The sequence below is a fragment of the Halorubrum persicum genome, from assembly GCF_002727125.1.
In the GTDB taxonomy this organism is placed as follows: domain Archaea; phylum Halobacteriota; class Halobacteria; order Halobacteriales; family Haloferacaceae; genus Halorubrum; species Halorubrum persicum.
This window is the reverse complement of record NZ_NHOA01000008.1, coordinates 38,638-59,169: the sequence shown is the minus strand read 5'-3', so window position 1 is coordinate 59,169 and position 20,532 is coordinate 38,638. Positions and strand designations below refer to the sequence as shown.

Here is a 20,532-nt window from a genome sequence, read left to right as displayed (position 1 = left end):
TGGTTAGGCACCTCCGGTGGGTTTCTCGACGATGTACACGCCGTCCTGGAAGACGCGCGTGTCCTTGTCGGTCACCTTCGTCAGCTGTTCGATGTCGGCGGCGGTCTGCCCGACGGCCTCCTTGTCGGAGCCCGAAAGCGTGACCGTCTCGCCGTCGATCTGTACGTCCGTGTCCCCGCGGATCGGGGTGCGTCGCTGTGCTCGCTCGCCGAGGAAGTTCTCGATGACGACCTCGTCACCCTCCACGGTCACCTGCATCGGGAAGTGGGCGTAGTACACTTCCATCGTGTACTCCCAGCCGTCGGTGACGCCGTGGATCATGTTGGCGACGTGGCTCTCGAAGGTGCCAACCGTGGCGTTCGTCTTCGCGTCATCGTTCTCGGAGGCGATCGCGACGACACCGTCTTCGACCGTGACCTCGACGTCGGGGTACCAGAGGCGTCGCGTAACGCTCCCGTTGGGACCCTCGACGGTGAGTTCGAGGTGGTCGGTCTCGGCGGAGACGTCGTCCGGAATGTCAATTTCGACTCTGTTCATTGTTAGTAGACGTATGCGATCACTTGGCCGCCGATACCCGCTTCGCGGGCCTCGTAGTGGCTCATGACGCCGTGGCTCGTCGTGACGATGAGCGTCCCGTAGTCACGGGCGGGGAGGTATCGCTTCTCCCACTTCTCGAACTCGTCGGCACCCGCGGAGTAGCGGGGCTTGACGGCGCCACACTCGTTGATCGCTCCTTTCAGTTCGACCTCGAACTTCCCGGCTTTCCCGTCGTCGACGTACTCGAAGCCGTCGACGTACCCGCGGTCGTAGAGGACCTCGAGGACGGAGCCGATGATGTTGGAGGCGGGCTCAACCGTGTACGACAGGTGGCCAACGCTCTCGGCGTTGTCCATGCCGGCCAGTGCGTTGGTGAATGGATCGTTTCCCGTCATGATCAGCTGTACTTCTCGAATCCCATATCTCGGGCGACCTCGCGGAAACACTGCCGGCAGAGGTTAATGTCGTACTTGCCGACGAGCCCCTGCTCGCGGTCGCACCGCCGGCAGGTGTGCCGGGAGTCGGTGCGTTTCGACGCGTGCTCGCCCGTGTCGTTGTTCGCTTCGCTCATTCCGTTACCTCAACGTCGAAGTTCGTTTCGAGGAACGCGGCCGCGTCCTCGGCGGTCATCCGGTGTTTCGCGGGGATCGACGCCGTCGCCTTGTCCCGCTTCGACACGCGGTAGCCGGGACGGACGATCGTCGTCGTCACGTCGAGGCCGTAGATGCCGATGCTCGGGTCGTACTCCTGGCTCGGGAAGTCGGTGTGGTCTTCGACCCCGAAGCTCAGGTTGCCGGTGTCGTCGAACTGTCTCTGCGAGACGTCGACGATGTCGAGTGCGGTCGCGAGGAACTCGTGTGCGTCCTCGTCCCGCAGCGTCACCTTGACGCCGATCGGGTCGCCCTTGCGGATCCCGAACTCGGCGATGGTGCGCTTCGAAGTGGTCCGGACCGACTGCTGGCCCGTGATCGCTTCGATGATCTCCTCGGCGTCCGCGAGCGGCTCACCGCCCTGACCGACGCCCATGTGGACGACGACCTTCTCCAGGTACGGCTCGCGCATCTCGTGGGGGGCGCTCTCGGATTCACTCATCCGAATCACCCGCCTCGTCGGCGTCGTCGCCGGTGAAGTTCTCGTCGATGACGACGAGGTACTCCTCGACCGTCTCGTAGCCGTCCTCGTCGTCGCCGACGAAGACCGTGTTCGAGCCGGAGCCGAGCGTCACGTCGATGTCGGCCACTTCGCCGATACGGCCGGCGTGCTGACCGGCGACGGCGGTGACCAGGGCGCCCTCTTCGTACTCGAAGTGGGCGACGATCTCCTTCGACTCGTTGTCGACGACGATCGAGTCCTTCGTGTCGTACTCGGTGTCGGCGTCCACGAGGACGTTGGTCCCGTCGTGGAGCGTCAGCTGCGCGTCGCCACCGGGGACGACGGACTTGTTCGTGATCTTTCCGAGTCGGCTACCGGCGGCCTCCTCGTCGACGGGAGTCAGCGCGAGCCGACCGCCCTCGTCGGGGAAGACGCGGAAGAACTCCCCGCGCTCGGGGAACGCCAGGATGTCGAACATCCCGATCGGACGCTGCTCGTCCGAGACGGCGTCCCCGTTGACGAGGACCGAGTCGTTGTTCAGCGCGTAGCGCGCCTCCTTCGTCGAGTCGACGTAGCCGAGCACGTCCCGCAGCAGGACGACGAGCGGAACGCCCGCCTCACCGTGCGGGCCGGCGCCGGCCTTGACGGTGAACGTGTTCGTCTTCCGCTCGACCGGCCAGGAGTTCGGTACTGCCAGTCGCTTCTGATGTCGCGTCATTCGTTATCCTCCTGGAGCCGCGCCTCCCGGCGCTCGTCTTCCAGGTCCAGCTCGGTCACCCGAACGTTGCTCGCCGGGATGGGGCGGGGAGCCTCTTCCCCGTCCGCCTTCGCGACGGTGACGTCCTCGACGGTGATCCGTTCTGCGGACAGGTCGACCGAGATGACCTCGGCCTCCGTGCCGGCCGCGTCGCCGCGAAGCACCTCGACGGTGTCTCCGGCGTTGACGCGGACGTTCCGCTGGCCGTACTCCTCGCGGAGGTCGTCCGTGAGGGTGGCCCGGACCTGGTTCTGCCGCTCGTGGAGCGGCGCGGTCTCCGACCGTTTTCGCTGTTTGCGTGGCTGTTTCGTCATGATTAGACGATCATCGTCGCGGTCGAGGCGATGCTCCCGAAGCGTTCGGCGACCTCGCGGGCGACGGGGCCTTTGATCTCCGTGCCCCGCGGCTCCTCGAGGTCGTCGATGATGACGGCCGCGTTGTCCTCGAACTTCACGCGCGTGCCGTTCGGACGGCGGATCGGCTTGCGCTGGCGGACGACGACCGCCTCCAGCACCTGCCGCCGCATCTCCGGGGTCCCTTTGGTGACCGAGACGGTCACCTTGTCGCCGATACCTGCCTTCGGGTGGCGATTCTTCGTGCCGGAGTAGCCCGACACGGAGATCACCTTCAGCTCACGGGCGCCGGTGTTGTCGGCGCACGTGATGAGCGAGCCCTTCGAGAGCCCCTGCGTGACGTCGGCCTTGAGCGCCTCCATCACAGATCACCCGACAGGTTCTCGACGACGACGTGGGACTTCGTCTTCGAGAGCGGTCGCGTCTCCGCGATTTTCACTTCGTCACCGACTTCGAGCGAGTCGAGCACGCCCGGCACGTGGGCCGGAATGCGCGACCGACGCTTCATGTACCGATCGTATTTCGGTACGAACACGTCGTACTCTCGCTCGACGATGACGGTCTTTTCCATATCCGTCGACACGACCGTTCCCTCACGGGTCTGGCCGCGGACGGAGAGCTGCCCGTGGAACGGGCACTTCTCGTAGTCGTAATCCTCCGGGTTGTCTGGCTCCGGAGGCGTGGGTACGTCGATTCCTATCGCCATTGTGTGACACCTTGTTCGGTGCGTTCGGCGGGCCGATGCCGTAACCGCTCGCCATCCACCGTCGCGTAGACCGCGTCTTTGCACTCGCCGCGGTGGCTCGCCGGACCCGCGTCGTCACCGGTGACGACGCTTGTGGATCCGGACGGGCCAGACTGACGGGGGCGGACCCCCGTAGTATCCGACCCGAGTTGGGACGCGGACCCCGACGACTGACCGTCGTCGGCGGCTTCATCTGTGCGGGCGGTCGGTCGATCGACGACCGCGAACTCGAACGTCGTGCCCGACTTGGGCACGCGTTTGTCCCCCGACCCCGTTCGCACCACGAGGGTGCCGAACGTCTCGGACAGCACGCGACCGGCGATGCCCACGTGGGCGTCGCTGTCGGCGTCGGCCACCCGAACCGGGAGGCCGACGAGTTCGTGCCGTACGAGTGTGTCGGGGGAGATCATCGTTATTCGTCGTCGAAGTCGCCTTCTTCCGCCTGGATCGTCTTGATCCGCGCGATCGTCTTCTTGAGCTCCTTGACGCGGCCCGGACTCTCCGGCATGCCGCCGGCGGCGCGCTGCGCCTTCGAGTTGAGCAGCTCGGTCTCGAGCTCCTCGAGCTCGACCTGACGCTCGGCCGCCGTCATGTCGCGGATCTCGTCGGTGTAGAGGATCGCCATTTATTCGTCCTCCTCGTCTTCGTCCGCGGCTTCCATCTCTGCGACGAGGTCCGCGGCTTCCGCCTCGATCTCCTCGTCGAGCTCCTCGACGTCGTCGGCGTCGACGTTCTCGTCGCCGACCGGCTCCTCGGCAGCGACGTCGGTCGCCTCCGTGGCCGTCTCCTGGGTCTCCTCGACGACCTCCTCGACGACCTCCTCGTCGATGAGATCGCTCGGGTCCTCGTCGGGAACCTCGACGTCGTCGTCGGCGCCCACGTCGGGCACCTCCTCGGGCTCCTCCTCGAGCAGCGACTCGACGCCCTCGTCGGCGTCGACGTCGACCGCCGCCTGTTCGACCTCCGGGACCTCGGCGTCCTCGCGGATGTCGAAGTCGTCCGGGAGCTGCGCGCCCGGCGGGATGATCTTCACGTTGACGCCGATCGTCCCGAGCTTCATCACCGCGACGCCCTGGCCGTGATCGACGACCTCCTCCGCGGGCTCACCGTTGTGCTTGATGTAGCCGCGGTTGAACTTCTCGACGCGCGAACGCGCGCCAGTGACCTTCCCGCTCAGGACGATCTCGGCGCCCAGCGCGCCCGCGTCCATGATCCGGTCGATCGTCGTGTGTCCGGCCTTCCGGAAGTACCAGCCGCGCTCCAGCGCGTTCGCGAGACGGTCCGCGACGATCTGAGCGTTCAGGTCGGGCTCGTCGACCTCCTGAACGTCGATCTGCGGGTCGTCCATGTCGAAGCGGTCCTCGAGCTCGGTGGTGATCTTGCGGATGTTCTTCCCGCCCTTCCCGATCACCATGCCGGGCTTTTCGGCCTTCAGGACGATCTGCGTGCCCATCGGCGTCTGGGCGACATCCATGCCGCCGTAGCCGGCGCGGCCGAGCTCGTCCGCGAAGAACTCGTTGATCTGTGAACGGCGCAGGCCGTCCTCGATGAATTGGTGTTCGTCAGCCATTATTCGTCAGCCTCCGGCTCTTCGATGATGAGCTCGACGTCGGCGAGGGTGGTGTTCCACCCGGTGGCACCCGCGGCTCGCGGGTTCCGGCCGGGTCGTTCGCCGACCTTGTGGGGAGCGACGTGTTTGATGACCATCCCGTCGCCGTCGAACCCCTGTTCGTCCGCGTTGTGCTTGACGTTCTCCAGGAGCTTCAGGAAGTCCTTGGCGGCCTTCTCGGGGTACCGTCCCGCGTCCCAGCCGTCGATGTCGGAGCGGTGGCCCGCGCCGGCGTTGTGCTGGCGCATCGGCACCGACGTCTCCTCGTCGATGACTTCCTGGAGGAACTCCTCGGCGTCGGCGACCGTCTCGCCTTTGATCTCCCGGGAGATCTCCTTGCTGTCCTTCACGCTGATGGGCCGCTCGCGGAGCATCCCCTTGGCGGTGGTCTCCGGGTCGGCCTCGACGCTGTAGTTGATTCCCATGGGTTACTTGAGGGGCACGAACTTCGAGGACCGGGTCGCGCCGATGCCGGCCTGACCGTGTTCGACGGTGCTTCGAGTCAGGTGGAACTCGCCGAGGTAGTGACCGATCATCTCGGGTTCGACCTGCACGCGCTCGAAGCTGTGTCCGTTGTACACGGAGAAGGTGACGCCGACGAACTCCGGCAGGACCGGCATGTCGCGCAGGTGCGTCCGGATCGGGTTGTCCGCCGTCGTCTCCTTGTCGCGGCTTCGGACCGTCTCCAGCAGCTTCTGCTGTTCGGTGCCGAGTCCGCGAACGATGCTTCGCCGCTGGCGTGCGGGGAGCAGTTCCGCGACATCCTCTACGTCCATCTCCTGCAGCTCGTCGAGCGAGTGACCGCGGTAGGCGAACTCCTTGCCCTCGCGGCCGGTGCGGTAATCTGAACTCATTTGTTGCCACCTCGTCCGGTGCGCTTGGATGCGATGTCACCGACCTTGCGTCCCGGCGGGGCGTCCCGCGAGACGGACTTCGGCTGGCCGGGGTGTTGGCGACCACCGCCACCGAAGGGGTGGTCGACGGCGTTCATCGCGACGCCGCGCACGCGCGGGTATTTGGTCCCGCGCGCTTTCATCTTGTGGTGTTTGTTACCGGCCTTGACGAAGGGTTTCTCCGTCCGACCGCCGCCGGCGACCACGCCGATCGTGGCGCGGCACTGCGGGTCGAGTCGCTTCACTTCGCCGCTGGGGAGCTGGACGACCGCGACATCGCGGTCGTGGGTGAGAAGCGTCGCCGACACGCCGGAGGCGCGCGCGAACTTCCCGCCGTCCCCGCGGTTGCTCTCGACGTTACACACCGGGACGCCCTCGGGGATCTCCGCCAGCGGGAGCGTGTTCCCGGGCTTGATCTCCGCGCTCACGCCGACCTGGATCGTCTCGCCCACGCGCACGCCTTCCGGCGCGAGCACGAGTCGACGGTCGTCGTCCCCGAACTCGATCTCCGCGAGCGGAGCCGAGCGAGCGGGGTCGTGTTCGATCCCGACGATTTCGCCGGTGATCGTGTCCACGTCTTCGAGCTTCTTGTGCGACAGTTCCGCCTTGTAGCGGTGGGACGGGGCCCGGAACGTCGGGCCGCCGCGTCCACGCCGCTGTCCTTGGATTCGTCGTCCCATCTCAGAACACCCCGATGCGCGATGCGATCTCGGTTGCGTCGTCGTCCTCGGAGAGCGTGACGGTGGCCTTCTTCGCGCCCTGCGGGGTCACCTGCGTGTTCACGTCCGTGACGGAGACGTCGTACCGGTCCTGCACTTCCTCGCGGACCTCGGGCTTGGTCGCGTCGACGTCGACGAGGAACAGCAGCTTGTTCTTGAAGTCCATCTCGTTCATCGCCTGCTCGGTGACGATCGGGTGCTCGATGATGGAGTTCATCGGTCGGCCACCTCCTCGACGGCGCTCTCGGTCCACAGCGTGAGTCGACCCGGGTGCGCGCCCGGCGCGAGGTCTTCCGCGTTGACCTCCTGCGCGGTCGCGACGTCGACGCCCGACAGGTTCCGGGCGGCGCGGGACGGCTCCTCGCTGGTGACGACGAGCACGGACTTCGGTTGGCTGTACTTGCGACCGCGGGTCTTCCCGCGGCCGGCTCGGACGGAGCGACCCTCCTCGGCGCGCTCGATGTCGGCGTCGACGCCGACGGCTTCGAGCACGCCCAGGGCCTCCTGGGTCTTCTGGAGGTCCTCGAACTCGTCGCTCACGACGAGCGGCAGGTCGAGGTCCTCGTCGAACGCGTGACCGCGCTCGGCGACCAGCTCGGCGTCGGCGGTGGCCGCGATGGCCGACCGAATGGCGAACTGTCGCTCCTTGTCGTTCAGGCTCTTCGTCTGGTCCTTCTCGGCCTTCGGCGGGTGCGCGGCGCGGCCCGACACGGCGTTCGGGACGCGTCGAGCGACGTTCTCGGAGCGCGGGATGTGTGCGAGCCCGCGTCCGGAGCCGAACGACTCCGCGGGGGTTCGCAGCCCGGCGAACTCGTCGGCACCGTAGGCCTGTTTCCGGTTAGCCTGTGCGGCGGAGACCGCCCGACCGATGAGGTCCGGTCGGAACGCGGTCTCGAAGATCGCCGGCAGCTCGACGCTGCCCGCGTCCCCGCCGTCCAGGTCGTGTACTGTTGCGTTCATGGATTATCCCTGGTTGGATGCGGTGGATACGTACCGGACCTCGGGATCGAGGCGCGGCTGGTCGTTCGGCCGGATGGCCGGGCGGAACCGAAGCAGGCGCTTGTCCGGACCGGGCAGCGAGCCCTTGATGAGCGCGTAGTCGCCGTCGACCTCGCCGTAGTTGACGAAGCCGCCGTCGACGGAGGCGTCGTCGCCCTCGCCGAAGTCGATGAGGCGCTTGTTGAGCTCGGTGCGCTGGTGGTAGCCGGTCTGCCCCTGCTGGGGGACGGTGGAGCGAACGCGGGAGGGGTTCCACGGACCGAGGTTGCCGATCCGGCGCCGCCATCCCTGGCGGGCGTGCTTACCCTTCCGCTTCTGGACGCCCCAGCGTTTGACGGGACCCTGGGTCCCCTTCCCCTTCGTGATACCCGACACGTCGGTGTACTGACCCGCGCGGAAGACGTCGCCGAACTCGTGGGCGCCGCCCTCCTCGATCAGGTCGAGTCCGAAGTCGACGCGCTCCTCGAGGGAGCCGCCGCCGACTCGGGTCTCCATGATGTCGGGCTTCTTCTTGGGCACGTTCGCGAGCTCCGAGGGGACGGTGTGAGTGATGACGCGGACGTCGTCGACCGCGCCCTCGTCGAGCAGCGCGCGCAGCTCGTCGGCGTCCTCCTCGAAGGTGTCTTCCGCCGGAAGGTCGAGCGCGCGGTCGAGCTCCTCGTGGAACTCGGTCGCCCAGACCTCTTCGACCGGCTTCTTTCCGTACGGCGTCTGTTCGTAGGCGCGCAGGGCCACCGCGTACATCGGCGGCGTCTCGACGACGGTGACGGGAACGGACGTTTCCATCCCCTCACGCGGCGAGTTGGCCTCGTCGTTGACCATAACGACGTGCGTCATACCGGCCTTGTAGCCGGCGAACCCCTGCAGTGCGGGGGCTCCGTCGTCGTCGGGCCACGAGCGAATGCGCGGAACCTCTCGGTCTGCGCGGGTACGCGGGCCGTAGCCCAGCGAGCCTTTTCGTGGTCGGCTTGGTTGTGGCATGTGTTTACTCCGTGAGTGTGAGCGAGCCGAGAGTCACGAACAGAGCCTCCTCCGTCCGGACGACCTCGCTCGCCTGTGCCGGGATCGTGTTCAGCCAGAGGTCGAACCCCGGATCGGGTTCGACCGAGCGGCCGTCGGCGACGGCCGCCCGAATGCCGTCGGGCGAAAGCCCGAGCATCTCCGGAAGCCCTCGCTCGGGCGCGCCGAAGGCGACGGTGTATCCGCCGGCCTCCCGCGCGTCCGAGACGATGGTGCCGAGCCGCGGGACGGAGAGTTCCTCCCCGTGCCGCGACGTCGCGACGGCCAAGCCGTCGCCGGCGAGCGCTTCCGACAGGTCCGCTTCCACGACCTGGAAACCGTCCTCCGGCTTCCCGGTGATGCGGGCGCGGACCGGTTCTCTCGAAGAGACCCTGATGGTGACGCGCTCCCCCTGCTCGACCTCCATTCCGGAGGGCACGAGCAGGGAGATCGGGTGTTCCCGCAGCGGGGAATTGACCCGGACGCGGCCTTCAGGTCCGACCTCGGTCACGAGTCCCTGTGTTTTCGACTCTTCCCCGCTAGGGGTCGAGCCGGTCCGCCACGGCACGCGGAGCGGCGGGAGCACGCCGACGTACCGGAGTTCGTCGTGCTCCCCCCAGAGATCCTTTCGGAGCTCCGGAGGGGTCGCGGCGTACCCCAGCACGGTCCGAACGTACTCGCCGCCCCGTCGCCGCTCGCCTTCCCTGTCGGGGAAGACGACCAGTCGATCCGCCCGGAACACCGCCGCCGCACGGGCGACGTAGCCGAGTTTGCGAGTCGCCTCGCGATCGTCCTCGGCCTCCCGGACGACCGAAGACGGAATGCAGATCGTGGGTCCGTCTTCGGTACGCATCGTGGCGAGACTGTACCCCTCGATTTCGGACGGCAGCCTAAAAGGGTAGCGGTCCCGATTTCGGGCTGTGGAGCGTTCACACGGGGTCTGGCGGGGGTTTTTCGTCCGAGGATCGAGGGACGGAGTCACACGGTCGAGCGTGAGGGCCGGCGGATCCGTGCGGTCGTCACAGGCCGACTCACGTCAGAGCTTGGGGCGGATGGCTCACACCGGCGACCGGATCAAGGCGGGACGATCCGCGCGATCGGCGCGTCCCCGTCGTCGACCGCGACGTAGAGGTGTCCCGTGGCGGGCTCGACCGCGATCGCCCGGATCCGCCATCCCTGGTCGTCGAGCAGGGGATCGCGCTCGGTCACCGCGGCGTCGGGGGCGCCCGCGCCGTCGACGGTGAACCGACCGAGGTACTGCCCGGCGAGCGTCCCCGCGAACAGGTCGCCCCGCCACGCGGGGAAGGCGTCGCCGTCGTAGAAGACGGCGCCGCTCGGCGGGAAGCCGCCGGAGCCGCAGGGCCAGTAGTGGACCGGAGCGACGACGTCGCCACGCTCGCGGTGGCTCGGCGCGACCCGTTCGTCCGTTCCGTACCGGCACGCCTCGCTGGCGACCGGCCAGCCGTAGTTGCCGCCCCGCTCGACGACGTTGATCTCGTCGCCGTCCTCCTCGCCGTGCTCGCACTGCCAGATCCCCCCCGTCTCGGGACGCACCGCCATCGCCTGCGGGTTCCGGTGACCGTAGCTGTAGATCGCGTCCGCCGCCGCCGGATCGTCGACGAACGGATTGTCGGGATGAGCGTCGCCGTCGGGCGTCAGCCGGAGGGTCGAGCCGAGCTCGTTCGCCCGGTCCTGCGAGACGTGGTCGGGTCCGAACTCGGTGTCGCGCCGGTCGCCGACCGTGACGAACAGCGCGCCGTCCGAGCCGAACGTCACCCGCGAGCCGAAGTGGAGGTCGGAGTCGACGAACGGCTCCGCGACGTGGACCGCCTCGAACGCGTCGAGTGCGGGCGGCCCGGAGTCCGCGAGGGAGAGTCGCCCGCTCCCGACGTGGGTCGCCGACTCGCCGGCGTCGTTCGTCGCGGCGTACGTGAGATACACGCGCGCGTCGTCCGGGTACGCGGGATGGACCGCGACGTCGAGCAGCCCGCCCTGTCCGGCGACGTGGACCTCGGGGGCTCCCTCGACGGTCGAGCGAGAGCCGCTCTCGGGATCGACGAGCGAGAGCCGCCCGGTGCGTTCCGTGACCAGCAGTCGCCCGTCTTCGGGGAGGAACGCGAGCCCCCACGGGTTCTCGAACCCCTCCGCGACGCGCTCGACGGCGTACTCGACGTCGGCGCCGTCGTCGGGCGCGACGGGCGCGCCGTCGTCGCTGTCACCGCCGTTGCCGTCGCCGTCGGACAGGCCGTCGTCGTCGCCGCCCTCACCGAGACAGCCGGCCAGCGAGATCGCCGTCAGACCGCCGGTCGCTCGGAGCACGGTGCGCCTGTCGGCGACAGTGGGGTGACGCGTCATGGGGATCGTCTCGTGTTCGCCTTGGTCGCGGGACCGATGACGCTTCCGACGGCCGAGGCGGGGATCGGCTGCGTCGGCGACCGTCGTTCGGAACCCTTATATCTCCGACTCGGGCTATGTGCAGATGCGAAGCACGCACCGGTAGTGTAGTGGTATCACGCAACCTTGCCATGGTTGCAACCCGAGTTCAAATCTCGGCCGGTGCACTCCCTTTGGTCGTGCACCACCCTGACTCCCCGCTCGCTGCGCTCGCGTGGAGTCTCGGCCGGTGTCTTTCTCGAACGTAGTGAGAGAAATCACCGAGTGATTTGAACGCTATCAGTCGCGCGCAGCGAACGCAGTGAGCGAGCACGTCTGATTCTGAGTCCAAATCTCGGCCGGTGCACTCCCTTTGGTCGTGCGCCGCCCTGACTCCCCGCTCGCTGCGCTCGCGCGGAGTCTCGGCCGGTGCGGTTCCTAACTACGCAAGTCGACTCTGAGAGAGATCCGTGTTAGTCGCGGCCAACGTGTGGACAAATCCGGCCTCACGCGCCCACCGCACGGCACCTCACGCCTCCCCAGCCTCGTCGCGAGCGCTGACACGCGCTCGCGACTCCCTCGCACGCGCTGTTCGCGCCCGAATGGCGCTCACAGGCGCGCGCCACCGCACGCGGTTCCCCGACCGGTAGTTTCAATCGGCGATCCGCCGAACCCGTTCCCCGTGACCGTTCCAACCAAGACGCTCCCGAGCGGCGCCGAGTTGCCGGCGCTCGGACTGGGCACTTACGACCTCGGCGACCAGACGGGCGACAGCGTCCGCGCGGCGCTCGACGCCGGCTACGCGCACATCGACACCGCCGAGGGGTACCACAACGAGGCGGCGATCGGCGACGCGCTCGCGGAGTACGACCGCGACGACGTGTTCCTCACCTCGAAGGTGCTCGCGAAGAACCTCAACTACGAATCGGTGATCGCGTCGTGCGAGGCGTCGCTCGACCGGCTCGGCACCGACTACGTCGACCTGTATCTCATCCACTGGCCCAACCCCGCGATCTCGCTGCGAGAGACGCTCCGGGCGATGGCCGAGCTCCGCGAGCGGGGGCTCGTCCGCGATGTCGGCGTCTCGAACTTCAGCGCGTATCAGCTGAGCTGCGCCCACCACGTCTCGGACGTGCCGATCGCGGTCAACCAGATCGAGTTCCACCCGTGGTTCCAGCGCCCCGACCTCGTCGACTACTGCCGCGAGTCCGACACCGTGATCGAGGCGGCGGCCCCGCTCGCGCGGACGGACGTGTTCGGCGACGAGGTCGTCGCCGAGCTCGCAGAGACGTACGACAAGAGTCCGGCGCAGGTCGTCCTCCGGTGGGCGCTCGACAACGACGTGGTCGCGCTGCCGCGGTCGTCGACCCCGGAGCACGTCCGGGCCAACGCCGACCTCGACTGGGAGCTCGACGAAGCCGACCGCCGGCAGCTCGACGAGCGCGACCGCGACGAGCCGGTGTACGACACCCCGGCCCGCGACTGGACGAGCGACGTGTACGGGATCGAGCAGTAACGGTCCTCGGCGTCAGGCGGCGTCGTCGAGGGTGACCGGGCGGCCGGTCTCGGCCGACTCGTAGATTCCGTCCAGCGCGCGCACGTCCGTGAGGGCGTGCTCGCCGTCCGGGTGGAACGGCTCGTCCGCCAGCAGCTGGTGGCCGAAGTACGCGAACTCCTCTTCGATCTGGTGGACCTGATCGAAGTCCACGTCCACGCGGGTGCCCTCGCGGACGACGGCGAACCCGCGGTCCTCGCGCTCGTAAAACGCCGGATCGAGGATCAGCCTGGCCTCCATCCCGACGACCTCCAATCGGCTCGCGTGCTGGGCGTTCTGGCTCACCGAACAGAGCGCGTCGACGCCGTCCGGGAACTCCAGCCGGAAGGTGGCGTGCTCGTCGACGCCGGCGAACGCCTCGTGGCGCGTTTTGGTCCGCCCGGAGACGCGCAGCGGGTCGGCCCCGAGCACGAACCGGGTCGTGTTGAGCGGGTAGACGCCCAGGTCCATGAGCGCGCCGCCGCCGGAGAGCTCCGGATCGAGCCGCCACTGGTCGTGGTCGCCGCCGAGCTCGCCGAGCATCGTCTGCGACATCGTCGCGTGGACGTGGATCACCTCCCCGGCGACGCCCGCGTCGAGGAGCTCTCGGAGCCGCCGGACGGCGGGGTCGGTCTGCATCCGATAGCCGACCATCAGGGGAACGCCGGCGTCCCGACACGCGGCCACGAGCCGGCGGGCGCGCTCCAGCGTCGCCTCCAGCGGCTTCTCACAGAGGACCGCCTTCCCCTGCTCCGCGGCGGCCCGAACGTACTCCAGGTGGGTCGCGTTCGGCGTCGCGACGTACACCGCGTCGTACGCGTCGGCGGCGACGCCGGACCGGAACTCCTCGGGGGTGACGCCGATCAGGTCGCGCTCGGCGGTGACCGCCTCCACCGCGTCGGCGTCCACGTCGGTGACGACGGTCGCCTCGGTGTACGGCGACCGGGCGATCCCCGGCAACGCCCAGTCGCGGGCGAACCAGCCGAGGCCGACGACCGCGATCCGGACGGGATCGGTGACGGCGTCCGGATCGAGGGTCTCCCAGTCTCGGCGCGTGAACTCGTCGAGGTAGTCCGCGAAGTCGGCTTCCATGTCGGAACGTCGACGCGGGGAGGTGAAATAACCCCCGCGGCGCGGGGGGTGACAACCACCGCGCCCGGGTCACCACGGCCCGTCGTAGTTCACCCGCGGCCGGTCGGCGTCGATCCCCAGTTCTCGGAGCGCCGCGGTCGCGTTCTGGACGGGCGCGGGCGCGGGACGGTCGAGCGCGTCGGTCGTCGCCTCGGCGAACCGCACCGTCCAGTCGCCGTCGACGACGACCACGGCCCGCCGGGGGATGTCCGAGTGGCCCTCCCACGAGTCGGCGAGCAGGTCGTACGACTCCGCGACGCCCCCGTGGAAGTCGGAGGCGATCGGGAAGGGGAGGTCGAACTGGTCGGCGTACGCGAACCCCGCGTACAGCGAGTCGCCGGTGACCGCGACGACGGCGAGGTCGTCGCGGGCGTGCCAGCCCGCGTCCCGCACCGCGGCGAGGGCGGCGGTACAGGTCGGGACGAAGTTCGCGGGCGCGAAACAGCAGACGACGGCGTCGTGTCGGTCGACGAGCCGGAACAGCTCCAGCTCGGTCGCCGTTCCGCCGACGGCCGCGGGCGCGATGAAGTCGGGTGCCGTGACGCCGGTGTCGATCATGGGGTCACGTGAGCGCCGGGCGGTAAATACCCACCTGCGGAGGGCTCCGTTCCGGCGGGCTCCGGGGCAAAAATCGAGGTATGTGCCCTGAGCGCACTGTTCACGGTGGAAGAGTTTTACGTGGTGGCGACCGACGGGAGCCGTGTTCGGTTCCCACGCGGCGGCCGCACTCGCCTTCGTCGACAGCTACGGCGCCGTCGCGGTCTTCGTCGTGTTCGCGCTGGAGGGCGCCCTCGTCGGGAAGGTGCTCCCGGCGCGGACGCTGTTCGTCGCCGCGATCGTCGCTGTCGGCGTCGAGGCGGTCGCGGTGCTGCCGGTGTTCGCCGCGGCGGTGGTCGGCGCGACCGTCGGCCAGTCGGCCGTCTTCGTGGCCGTCCGTCGGTTCGGCGTCGACCCCACGTCGCTCGCGGTGGTGCCGGTTGGCGAGGGGCGGCTCGACGGCGCGGGGCGCTGGTTCGACCGGTGGGGGCTCCCGGCGGTGGCGGCCTCGAACGCGGTCCCCGGCACCCGCGGCTGGCTCGCCGTCCCGACCGCGAACGCCTCGTCCGTCTCGGCCCCGCGGTTCGCCGCGGCGTCGCTCGTCGGCTCCGCCGCGTACGTCGGCGCGCTGCTGGCGGTCGGGATCGCGGTGGCGCTCGGGTTCGGGGGCGCTCTCGGACTGCTCGGCGCCGAGATGGCGGCGCTGTAGGGGCGGACCGCTTCCCACGCGCGGCGCAAAAGAACCGTCTCGCCGGGGTCAGAGGACGGTCCCGTGTTTCTTGTCCGGCAGATCCTTCTCCACGTCCTCGTAGAACGCGAAGCGGGCGGCCAGCTCCTCCCGGAGCGTCGAGGGGGGAACGATCTCGTCGATGACGACCTCGCTCGCCATCCGGTGGATGTCGATGTCCTCGCGGTACTCCTCGCGGAGCCGCTGCTCCGTCTCGGCGCGCTCCTCGGGGTCGTCGATCTCGGCGAGCCTCCGCGCGTACACGGCGTTGATCGCGGCCTCCGGCCCCATGATCGCGATCTCGCCGGAGGGGAGCCCGATGACGCTCTCGGGGTCGTAGGCGGGCCCGCCCATCGCGTAGATCCCCGCGCCGTACGCCTTCCGGACGACGACGGTCTGTTTCGGCACCGTCGCGGAGGAGGTGGCGTAGATCATCTTCTTCCCCTTCTCCAAGATCGCGTCCGTCTCGACCTGCGAGCCGGCCATGAAGCCGGGCGTGTCACAGAGGTACAGCAGCGGGATCTCGTAGGCGTCGCAGGTCCAGATGAACTCGGCGGCCTTCTCGGCCGCGTCCGGGAAGATGGCGCCCGATCGGACCGCGGGGTCGTTGGCGACGACGCCGACGGGGCGTCCGTCGATCCGGCAGAACGCCGTGACGATCTCCTCGCCGTACCCCTCCTTCAGCTCGAACACCGACTCGGCGTCGGCGATCCGGTCGAGCAGGTCGCGCACGTCGTAGGGGCGGTTCGGCGACTCCGGGATCAGCTCGTCGATGCCGTCGGGCGAGAACTTCGGCGACTTCGTCTCGGCTCTCGGCGGTTTCTCGCCGGCTTTGTCGGGGAGGTAGCCGATCAGGTCGGCGACGAGCTCGCGGGCGTGCTCCTCGTCGCGGGCGACCAGATCCGCGGAGCCGGACTCCTCGGCGTGGACGCGGGGGCCGCCCAGCTCGTCCAGTTCGATCTCCTCGCCCGTGACCATCTTCACCATCCGCGGGGACGCGATGGCCATCGCGGACATCCCCTCCACCATCACGGTGAAGTCGGCGAAGACGGGGGTGTACGCCGCGCCGGCGATGCAGGGGCCGTACAGCACGCATATCTGCGGCACCGCCCCGGAGAGCATCGAGTGGTTGTAGTAGTACTTCCCGATCCCCTCGCGGTTGGCGAAGAAGCCGGTCTGCTGGTCGATCCGGCCGCCCGAGGAGTCCATCAGGTAGAGCACGGGGTTCCCCGTCTTGAGGGCGCGCTGCTGCATCCGGAGGAACTTCTCGACGCCCTTCGCCGCCATCGACCCCGCCTTCACGGTGAAGTCGTTGGCCATGAAATGCACGTCGCGTCCCTCGAACTCGGCCGCGCCGGTGAGGAGGCCGTCGCCGGGGAGGCGGTCGCCGCTCTCCCCGTCGCCCTCGCCGTCCTCGTCCGCCCCTCCACGGCCCGCTCGTCCCGGCGCGTTCGGGTGCCAGTCGTCGAACGCGGCGAACTTCCCGTCCTCGAAGTGGACCCCGGCCGGGCCGCCGTCAGACGCGCCCGCGTCGCCAGCGCCGCGCGTCCCGCCCTCGCCGCCGAACCAGAGGTCGAGGCGGTCGCGGACGAACAGCTTCCCCTGCTCGGGGAGCCGGTCGCGGTACTTCTCGGGGCCGCCCTCGAGGATGTCGTCGATCTCGGCCCGAAGGGCGCGCTCGCGGTCCGTGGGACCGAGGTCGTCGTCGAGCGGGTACTCGACCTCGGGGGGTGACGCGCTCGCCGCGGGCTCCGCGCTCTCCCCGACGTGGACGTCGACGTCGACGCCGAGGTGTTCGGCGAGGGATTTCGCGATCGCCTCGGCCTCCTCCGGCGTCGCCGCCGCGCCGACGTGGACATTCATGCGCGCAAGATTTGCGGACAATCGTAAACAGTTTTCCATGCAACTCCGGCCAGCGCGGGGAGTCGGGTGCAGAAGGGACCGCGGGCCGCCCGACTCAGTCCAGCGCCGTCTCCAGCCGGTCGACCAGCTCCCCGTTGCCGACGTAGAGGGGAACGCGGTCGTGGACGCCCTCGGGCTCGATGTCGAGGATGTCGGTGTCGCCGTCGGTCGCGGCCCCGCCCGCCTGCTCGACGATGTAGGCGATGGGGTTCGCCTCGAAGGAGAGCCGGAGTTTCCCCTCGGGCGCGTCGACGAGGGCGGGATAGGCGAAGATCCCGCCGTAGGTGAGCACCTGGTTCACGTCGCCGACCATGGCGCCGCCGTACCGGAGCTTCAGCTCGTCTTCGATCTCGCGGGCGAAGGCTGTGAACGCGTCGGGCCAGTCGGGGACGCGCCCGCCGAACCCGTAGACGAGCGGGTCGTCGGGGAGCCGCAGGTCATCCTCGACGACGGAGCGGGAGACCGACCCGTCGTCGGCCTCGACGACCTCCTCGCGAACGCCGGAGTCGTCGGCGACGACCATCGTCGTGATCGGGCCGTAGAGCACGTACCCGGCGGCGACGAGGTCGCGCCCGGTCGCGGGGAGCGGGGCGTCGTAGACGCCGACCACGGTGCCCATCGCGTTGTTCGACCGGAGGTTCGAGGAGCCGTCGAGGGGGTCGATCGCGACGGCGTACGCGTCGCCGTCGCCGCTGCCGACCGCGCCGCCCGCGTCGACCGCCGCCTCCCGCTCCTCGCTGACGAACGAGCCGACGCCGTCGACCGCGGTCAACGCGTCGCCGAGCAGCTCGTCGGCGTACAGGTCGCCGGCCATCACGCTCTCGCCGGAGGGGTTGTCGGTCCCGCTCTTGACGCGGCGGCCGGGAAGCGCGGCGCGGATCTCGGGGGCGGTGGCCGCAACCGCGTCGAAGATCGCCTCGACGACCGGGTCGGGGGACGCCATCAGTCGTCGCTCTCGGCGATCGCCAGCGCCTCGGCCGGGTCGACCTCCTGGAAGATCACGGCCTCCAGGGCGTCGAGGATGCGCTCCGGCTGGTCGCGCTGGAAGACGTTTCGGCCGACCGCGATGCCGGTGGCGCCGGCGTCGATGGCGTTCGAGACGTTCCGGAGGAACGCCTTGTCGTCGCGCATCGTTCCGCCGGACATCACGACGTCGGCCGGTCCGGCCATCTCGACCGCGTGGCCCATCGCCTCGGCGGAGCCGGGGTATTTCACCTTCACCACGTCGGCCCCGAGCTCCAGGCCGAGCCGCGCGCCGTACGAGATAACGTCCGGGCTCCCGTCGTTGCGGAGCCCCTGGCCGCGGGGGTACGACCACATGACGACGGCCATGTCGTGCTCGCGAGCGCCCTCCTGGGCCCGCCGGAACTCCTCGGCCATCTCGACCTCGTGGTTCGAACCCCCGTAGACGGTGAACCCGATCGCGTCGGCGCCCAGCCCCGCGGCGTACTCGGCCGTGCAGTTGACCGCGCTGTCGGGCTCGCCGCGCCAGAGGTTCGAGGTCCCGTTGAGCTTCAACAGGAGGTTCACGTCGTCCTCGTAATCCGGGTAGTACGCCTCGGCGAGCCCCTTCTGGACGGCCAGCGACGTGACAGCCTCGTGGGTGGCGAGATCGAAGATCCGCTCGGGATCCGCCGTGTCGGGATTCGGTTCGAAGTCGACCGGCCCGTGTTCGAGCCCGTGGTCGTAGGCCAAGATGAGCGACTTTCCGTTCCGCGAGATGTTGTCGGCGGCGTGAGGAAGCATCAGTTCGTACTCCCGTTACATCAATAAAAAACGCTATGGTCGTCCCGCAAGACGTGAAGAAATGAATTCGGTGGTTTCCGCGCGTTTCGCCCGCATCTTCAGCGCATCCCACCGTAGGCATACTTACTACTCAGATAGTTACTTATCTACCAGACAAGGTGAACGGACACCCGGACCGGCGGGGCGCGACCGCGGAGCCGCAATACTTACCACCCGCGGCGCGGCAGCGACCTCCATGCGGGAGCTATCCGACATCGACACCGTCGGCGTGGTCGGGGCCGGCACGATGGGCAACGGGATCGCGCAGGTCGCCGCGACCGCCGGCTACGAGGTCGTGATGCGCGACATCGAGCCGGCGTACGTCGAGCGCGGGCTCGACGCCATCGACGACAGCCTCGCCCGACTCGACGGGAAGGACCGACTCGACGAGGACCCCGAGACGATCCGCGACCGGATCGAGGGAGCCGCCGATCTGGACGCGCTCGCGGAGGCGGACGCGGTCGTCGAGGCCGCCGTCGAGGATCTGGACGTGAAGCGCGACATCTTCGCCGACCTCGACGAGGTGACCGACGACGACGTCGTCCTCGCCACCAACACGTCGACGCTGTCGATCACGAGCATCGCGAGCGCCACCGAGCGCGCGAGCGACGTGATCGGCCTCCACTTCATGAACCCGGTCCCGATCATGGACGGCGTGGAGGTCGTCGTGGGGGAGCGCACCGCCGACTCCGTCGTCGACTTCGCACACGACTTCGCGGAGGGTCTCGGCAAGGAGACGTGGGAGGCCGACGACAAGCCCGGCTTCGTCACGAACCGCATCCTGATGCCGTGGATCAACGAGGGCGTTCGCGCGTACGACGAGGGCGTCGCCGACAGGGAGGACATCGACCGCGGGATGCGGCTCGGCACGAACGTGCCGATGGGGCCGCTCGAACTCGCCGACCACATCGGGCTCGATGTCGTCTTGGACGCCAGCGAGACGCTCCACGCCGAGCTCGGCGATCGCTACAAGCCGGCGTACCTCGTCAAGCGGAAGGTGGAGGCCGGCGACCTCGGGAAGAAGACGGGGAAAGGGTTCTACGAATACGAGTAGCGGGCAGGCGGCGGAGCGGTACCCCGGCGCGATCAGGTGCCTCCGGCGCCCTCGGCGGTGTCGTCGTCGCCGGCGGTCCACCGACGCGCGCCGGGGAGCAGGGCGACGAGCTTCGTCACGTAGCCGAACTTGAAGAGGCCGAGCTGGGAGAGCGCGCCGAGGGCGAACACGGCGAGGAACGCGGGGGCGCTCACGTCGAACAGCAGCGGTTCGATCGCCGTCTCCGCGGTCGCCGCGTCCAGCGTCGCGGGAGTGATCGACCGCGACGCGAACGCCGCGCCGATGAACGCCGTGGAGACGACGAGCGTCGTCCGGCTCATCACGAACCCGAACAGCGCGCCGACCGCGACGCCGGCGAGCGTGGCGCCGACGAGGAGGAGGGTCCCCTCGATCCCGGCCGCGTCGGCCGCGTACATCGGGCCGACCGCGAACCGCCCGGCGAAGCCGCCGACGAGCCCTCCGATGGCGACGACCGCGAAGGAGAGCCCGGCGTACGCGAGGAAGCCGCCCACCGCGGCGCCGAGCGCGGCGGCCGCGCCGGCCAGCGCCAGCCCGTCGACCGCGATCACCCCGGCGACGGTCGGCGCGGCGAGGTAGCCCGCACCGGCGCCGACGAGGATCCCGGTCAGCGTGACGGCGTAGACGGACACCGCAGCCCCGACGAACGCGAGGAGCAGGCCCGCGACGACGAGTCCGGCGGAGAGTGGCGTGATCATGTCACCACGTGGCCCGCGGTCCGACTTAAAACGTCGCGAGACGGGGCGACGACGGGGCGACGACGGGACG

Annotated in this window: 28 protein-coding genes and 1 tRNA gene; 4 read left to right on the top strand and 25 right to left on the bottom strand. The window is 69.1% G+C overall.

Annotation, left to right across the window (positions count from 1 at the left end; translation table 11 throughout):
* Positions 1-3: 3 nt before the first annotated feature.
* The 19 genes from DJ69_RS01135 to DJ69_RS01045 all read right to left on the bottom strand — a co-directional run bounded on the left by DJ69_RS01135 (position 4) and on the right by DJ69_RS01045 (position 11,058).
* On the bottom strand, positions 4-537 hold the full coding sequence (locus DJ69_RS01135) for a 50S ribosomal protein L6 (RefSeq protein ID WP_099253916.1): 534 nt from the start codon (positions 535-537) through the stop codon (positions 4-6).
* A gap of 2 nt (positions 538-539) precedes the next feature.
* Positions 540-932: a 30S ribosomal protein S8 gene (locus tag DJ69_RS01130; RefSeq protein ID WP_004597419.1), complete on the bottom strand. Its 393-nt coding sequence runs from the start codon at positions 930-932 to the stop codon at positions 540-542.
* A gap of 2 nt (positions 933-934) precedes the next feature.
* Entirely contained in the window at positions 935-1,108 is a 174-nt protein-coding gene (locus DJ69_RS01125; RefSeq protein WP_004047216.1) for a 30S ribosomal protein S14, read from the bottom strand.
* Positions 1,105-1,629: a 50S ribosomal protein L5 gene (locus DJ69_RS01120; protein WP_099253915.1), complete on the bottom strand. Its 525-nt coding sequence runs from the start codon at positions 1,627-1,629 to the stop codon at positions 1,105-1,107. Before DJ69_RS01120 ends, DJ69_RS01125 begins: the two co-directional genes overlap by 4 nt.
* Positions 1,622-2,347, bottom strand: coding sequence for a 30S ribosomal protein S4e (locus DJ69_RS01115; protein ID WP_099253914.1), 726 nt, complete (start codon positions 2,345-2,347; stop codon positions 1,622-1,624). The genes DJ69_RS01120 and DJ69_RS01115 overlap by 8 nt, the downstream gene beginning before the upstream one ends.
* Complete coding sequence (gene rplX, locus DJ69_RS01110; RefSeq protein ID WP_099253913.1) at positions 2,344-2,700, bottom strand: 50S ribosomal protein L24; 357 nt, start codon at positions 2,698-2,700, stop codon at positions 2,344-2,346. The genes DJ69_RS01115 and rplX overlap by 4 nt, the downstream gene beginning before the upstream one ends.
* A gap of 2 nt (positions 2,701-2,702) precedes the next feature.
* Complete coding sequence (locus tag DJ69_RS01105; RefSeq protein WP_004047220.1) at positions 2,703-3,101, bottom strand: 50S ribosomal protein L14; 399 nt, start codon at positions 3,099-3,101, stop codon at positions 2,703-2,705.
* Positions 3,101-3,445, bottom strand: coding sequence for a 30S ribosomal protein S17 (locus DJ69_RS01100; RefSeq protein ID WP_099253912.1), 345 nt, complete (start codon positions 3,443-3,445; stop codon positions 3,101-3,103). The genes DJ69_RS01105 and DJ69_RS01100 overlap by 1 nt, the downstream gene beginning before the upstream one ends.
* Complete coding sequence (locus DJ69_RS01095; protein WP_099253911.1) at positions 3,436-3,894, bottom strand: ribonuclease P protein component 1; 459 nt, start codon at positions 3,892-3,894, stop codon at positions 3,436-3,438. Before DJ69_RS01095 ends, DJ69_RS01100 begins: the two co-directional genes overlap by 10 nt.
* Positions 3,895-3,896: 2 nt before the next feature.
* Positions 3,897-4,109: a 50S ribosomal protein L29 gene (gene rpmC / locus DJ69_RS01090; RefSeq protein ID WP_008847473.1), complete on the bottom strand. Its 213-nt coding sequence runs from the start codon at positions 4,107-4,109 to the stop codon at positions 3,897-3,899.
* On the bottom strand, positions 4,110-5,054 hold the full coding sequence (locus DJ69_RS01085; RefSeq protein ID WP_099253910.1) for a 30S ribosomal protein S3: 945 nt from the start codon (positions 5,052-5,054) through the stop codon (positions 4,110-4,112).
* The gene (locus tag DJ69_RS01080) at positions 5,054-5,518 is read right to left on the bottom strand and encodes a 50S ribosomal protein L22 (RefSeq protein WP_099253909.1); all 465 of its coding nucleotides are present in this window, start codon (positions 5,516-5,518) and stop codon (positions 5,054-5,056) included. Before DJ69_RS01080 ends, DJ69_RS01085 begins: the two co-directional genes overlap by 1 nt.
* A 3-nt stretch (positions 5,519-5,521) precedes the next feature.
* On the bottom strand, positions 5,522-5,947 hold the full coding sequence (locus DJ69_RS01075) for a 30S ribosomal protein S19 (RefSeq protein WP_099253908.1): 426 nt from the start codon (positions 5,945-5,947) through the stop codon (positions 5,522-5,524).
* Positions 5,944-6,666 carry a 50S ribosomal protein L2 gene (locus DJ69_RS01070; protein ID WP_099253907.1) on the bottom strand — a complete coding sequence of 241 codons (723 nt, stop codon included), beginning with the start codon at positions 6,664-6,666 and terminating at the stop codon, positions 5,944-5,946. The genes DJ69_RS01075 and DJ69_RS01070 overlap by 4 nt, the downstream gene beginning before the upstream one ends.
* Before the next feature lies 1 nt (position 6,667).
* On the bottom strand, positions 6,668-6,922 hold the full coding sequence (locus tag DJ69_RS01065) for a 50S ribosomal protein L23 (protein ID WP_099253906.1): 255 nt from the start codon (positions 6,920-6,922) through the stop codon (positions 6,668-6,670).
* Positions 6,919-7,665, bottom strand: a complete 747-nt coding sequence (rpl4p, locus tag DJ69_RS01060; protein ID WP_099253905.1) for a 50S ribosomal protein L4 — start codon at positions 7,663-7,665, stop codon at positions 6,919-6,921. The genes DJ69_RS01065 and rpl4p overlap by 4 nt, the downstream gene beginning before the upstream one ends.
* 3 nt (positions 7,666-7,668) lie before the next feature.
* The gene (locus DJ69_RS01055) at positions 7,669-8,685 is read right to left on the bottom strand and encodes a 50S ribosomal protein L3 (RefSeq protein ID WP_099253904.1); all 1,017 of its coding nucleotides are present in this window, start codon (positions 8,683-8,685) and stop codon (positions 7,669-7,671) included.
* A gap of 4 nt (positions 8,686-8,689) precedes the next feature.
* Complete coding sequence (locus DJ69_RS01050; protein WP_099253903.1) at positions 8,690-9,556, bottom strand: putative RNA uridine N3 methyltransferase; 867 nt, start codon at positions 9,554-9,556, stop codon at positions 8,690-8,692.
* A 221-nt stretch (positions 9,557-9,777) separates the two neighbouring features.
* Positions 9,778-11,058, bottom strand: a complete 1,281-nt coding sequence (locus DJ69_RS01045; RefSeq protein WP_099253902.1) for a PQQ-dependent sugar dehydrogenase — start codon at positions 11,056-11,058, stop codon at positions 9,778-9,780.
* Between the two features lie 135 nt (positions 11,059-11,193).
* Between DJ69_RS01045 and DJ69_RS01040 the strand changes: the two genes are divergently transcribed.
* Both DJ69_RS01040 and DJ69_RS01035 read left to right on the top strand, forming a co-directional pair.
* Positions 11,194-11,264: transfer RNA gene (locus DJ69_RS01040), tRNA-Gly, on the top strand.
* Between the two features lie 494 nt (positions 11,265-11,758).
* Positions 11,759-12,592, top strand: a complete 834-nt coding sequence (locus tag DJ69_RS01035) for an aldo/keto reductase (protein WP_099253901.1) — start codon at positions 11,759-11,761, stop codon at positions 12,590-12,592.
* Positions 12,593-12,604: 12 nt separating this feature from the next.
* Here DJ69_RS01035 and gfo6 read toward each other — a convergent pair whose 3' ends face one another.
* Together gfo6 and DJ69_RS01025 are read right to left on the bottom strand one after the other, a co-directional pair.
* On the bottom strand, positions 12,605-13,702 hold the full coding sequence (gfo6, locus tag DJ69_RS01030; protein ID WP_099253900.1) for a D-xylose 1-dehydrogenase Gfo6: 1,098 nt from the start codon (positions 13,700-13,702) through the stop codon (positions 12,605-12,607).
* Positions 13,703-13,771: 69 nt separating this feature from the next.
* Positions 13,772-14,299: a redoxin domain-containing protein gene (locus DJ69_RS01025; RefSeq protein WP_099253899.1), complete on the bottom strand. Its 528-nt coding sequence runs from the start codon at positions 14,297-14,299 to the stop codon at positions 13,772-13,774.
* A gap of 142 nt (positions 14,300-14,441) precedes the next feature.
* Here DJ69_RS01025 and DJ69_RS01020 point away from each other — a divergent pair, with 142 nt between their 5' ends.
* Positions 14,442-14,987 carry a DedA family protein gene (locus DJ69_RS01020; RefSeq protein WP_099253898.1) on the top strand — a complete coding sequence of 182 codons (546 nt, stop codon included), beginning with the start codon at positions 14,442-14,444 and terminating at the stop codon, positions 14,985-14,987.
* A 48-nt stretch (positions 14,988-15,035) separates the two neighbouring features.
* Here DJ69_RS01020 and DJ69_RS01015 read toward each other — a convergent pair whose 3' ends face one another.
* The 3 genes from DJ69_RS01015 to DJ69_RS01005 all read right to left on the bottom strand — a co-directional run bounded on the left by DJ69_RS01015 (position 15,036) and on the right by DJ69_RS01005 (position 18,653).
* A complete protein-coding gene (locus DJ69_RS01015) occupies positions 15,036-16,868 on the bottom strand; it encodes an acyl-CoA carboxylase subunit beta (protein WP_099253897.1) in 1,833 nt (610 codons plus the stop codon).
* 94 nt (positions 16,869-16,962) lie between these two features.
* Positions 16,963-17,850 carry a class 1 fructose-bisphosphatase gene (locus tag DJ69_RS01010; protein ID WP_099253896.1) on the bottom strand — a complete coding sequence of 296 codons (888 nt, stop codon included), beginning with the start codon at positions 17,848-17,850 and terminating at the stop codon, positions 16,963-16,965.
* Positions 17,850-18,653 carry a class I fructose-bisphosphate aldolase gene (locus DJ69_RS01005; RefSeq protein WP_099253895.1) on the bottom strand — a complete coding sequence of 268 codons (804 nt, stop codon included), beginning with the start codon at positions 18,651-18,653 and terminating at the stop codon, positions 17,850-17,852. Before DJ69_RS01005 ends, DJ69_RS01010 begins: the two co-directional genes overlap by 1 nt.
* Before the next feature lie 235 nt (positions 18,654-18,888).
* On the opposite strand from DJ69_RS01005, the gene DJ69_RS01000 reads away from it, so the two are divergent.
* The gene (locus DJ69_RS01000) at positions 18,889-19,746 is read left to right on the top strand and encodes a 3-hydroxyacyl-CoA dehydrogenase family protein (RefSeq protein ID WP_099253894.1); all 858 of its coding nucleotides are present in this window, start codon (positions 18,889-18,891) and stop codon (positions 19,744-19,746) included.
* Between the two features lie 32 nt (positions 19,747-19,778).
* Here DJ69_RS01000 and DJ69_RS00995 read toward each other — a convergent pair whose 3' ends face one another.
* The gene (locus DJ69_RS00995) at positions 19,779-20,462 is read right to left on the bottom strand and encodes a phosphate ABC transporter permease (RefSeq protein WP_099253893.1); all 684 of its coding nucleotides are present in this window, start codon (positions 20,460-20,462) and stop codon (positions 19,779-19,781) included.
* Between the last annotated feature and the right edge of the window lie 70 nt (positions 20,463-20,532).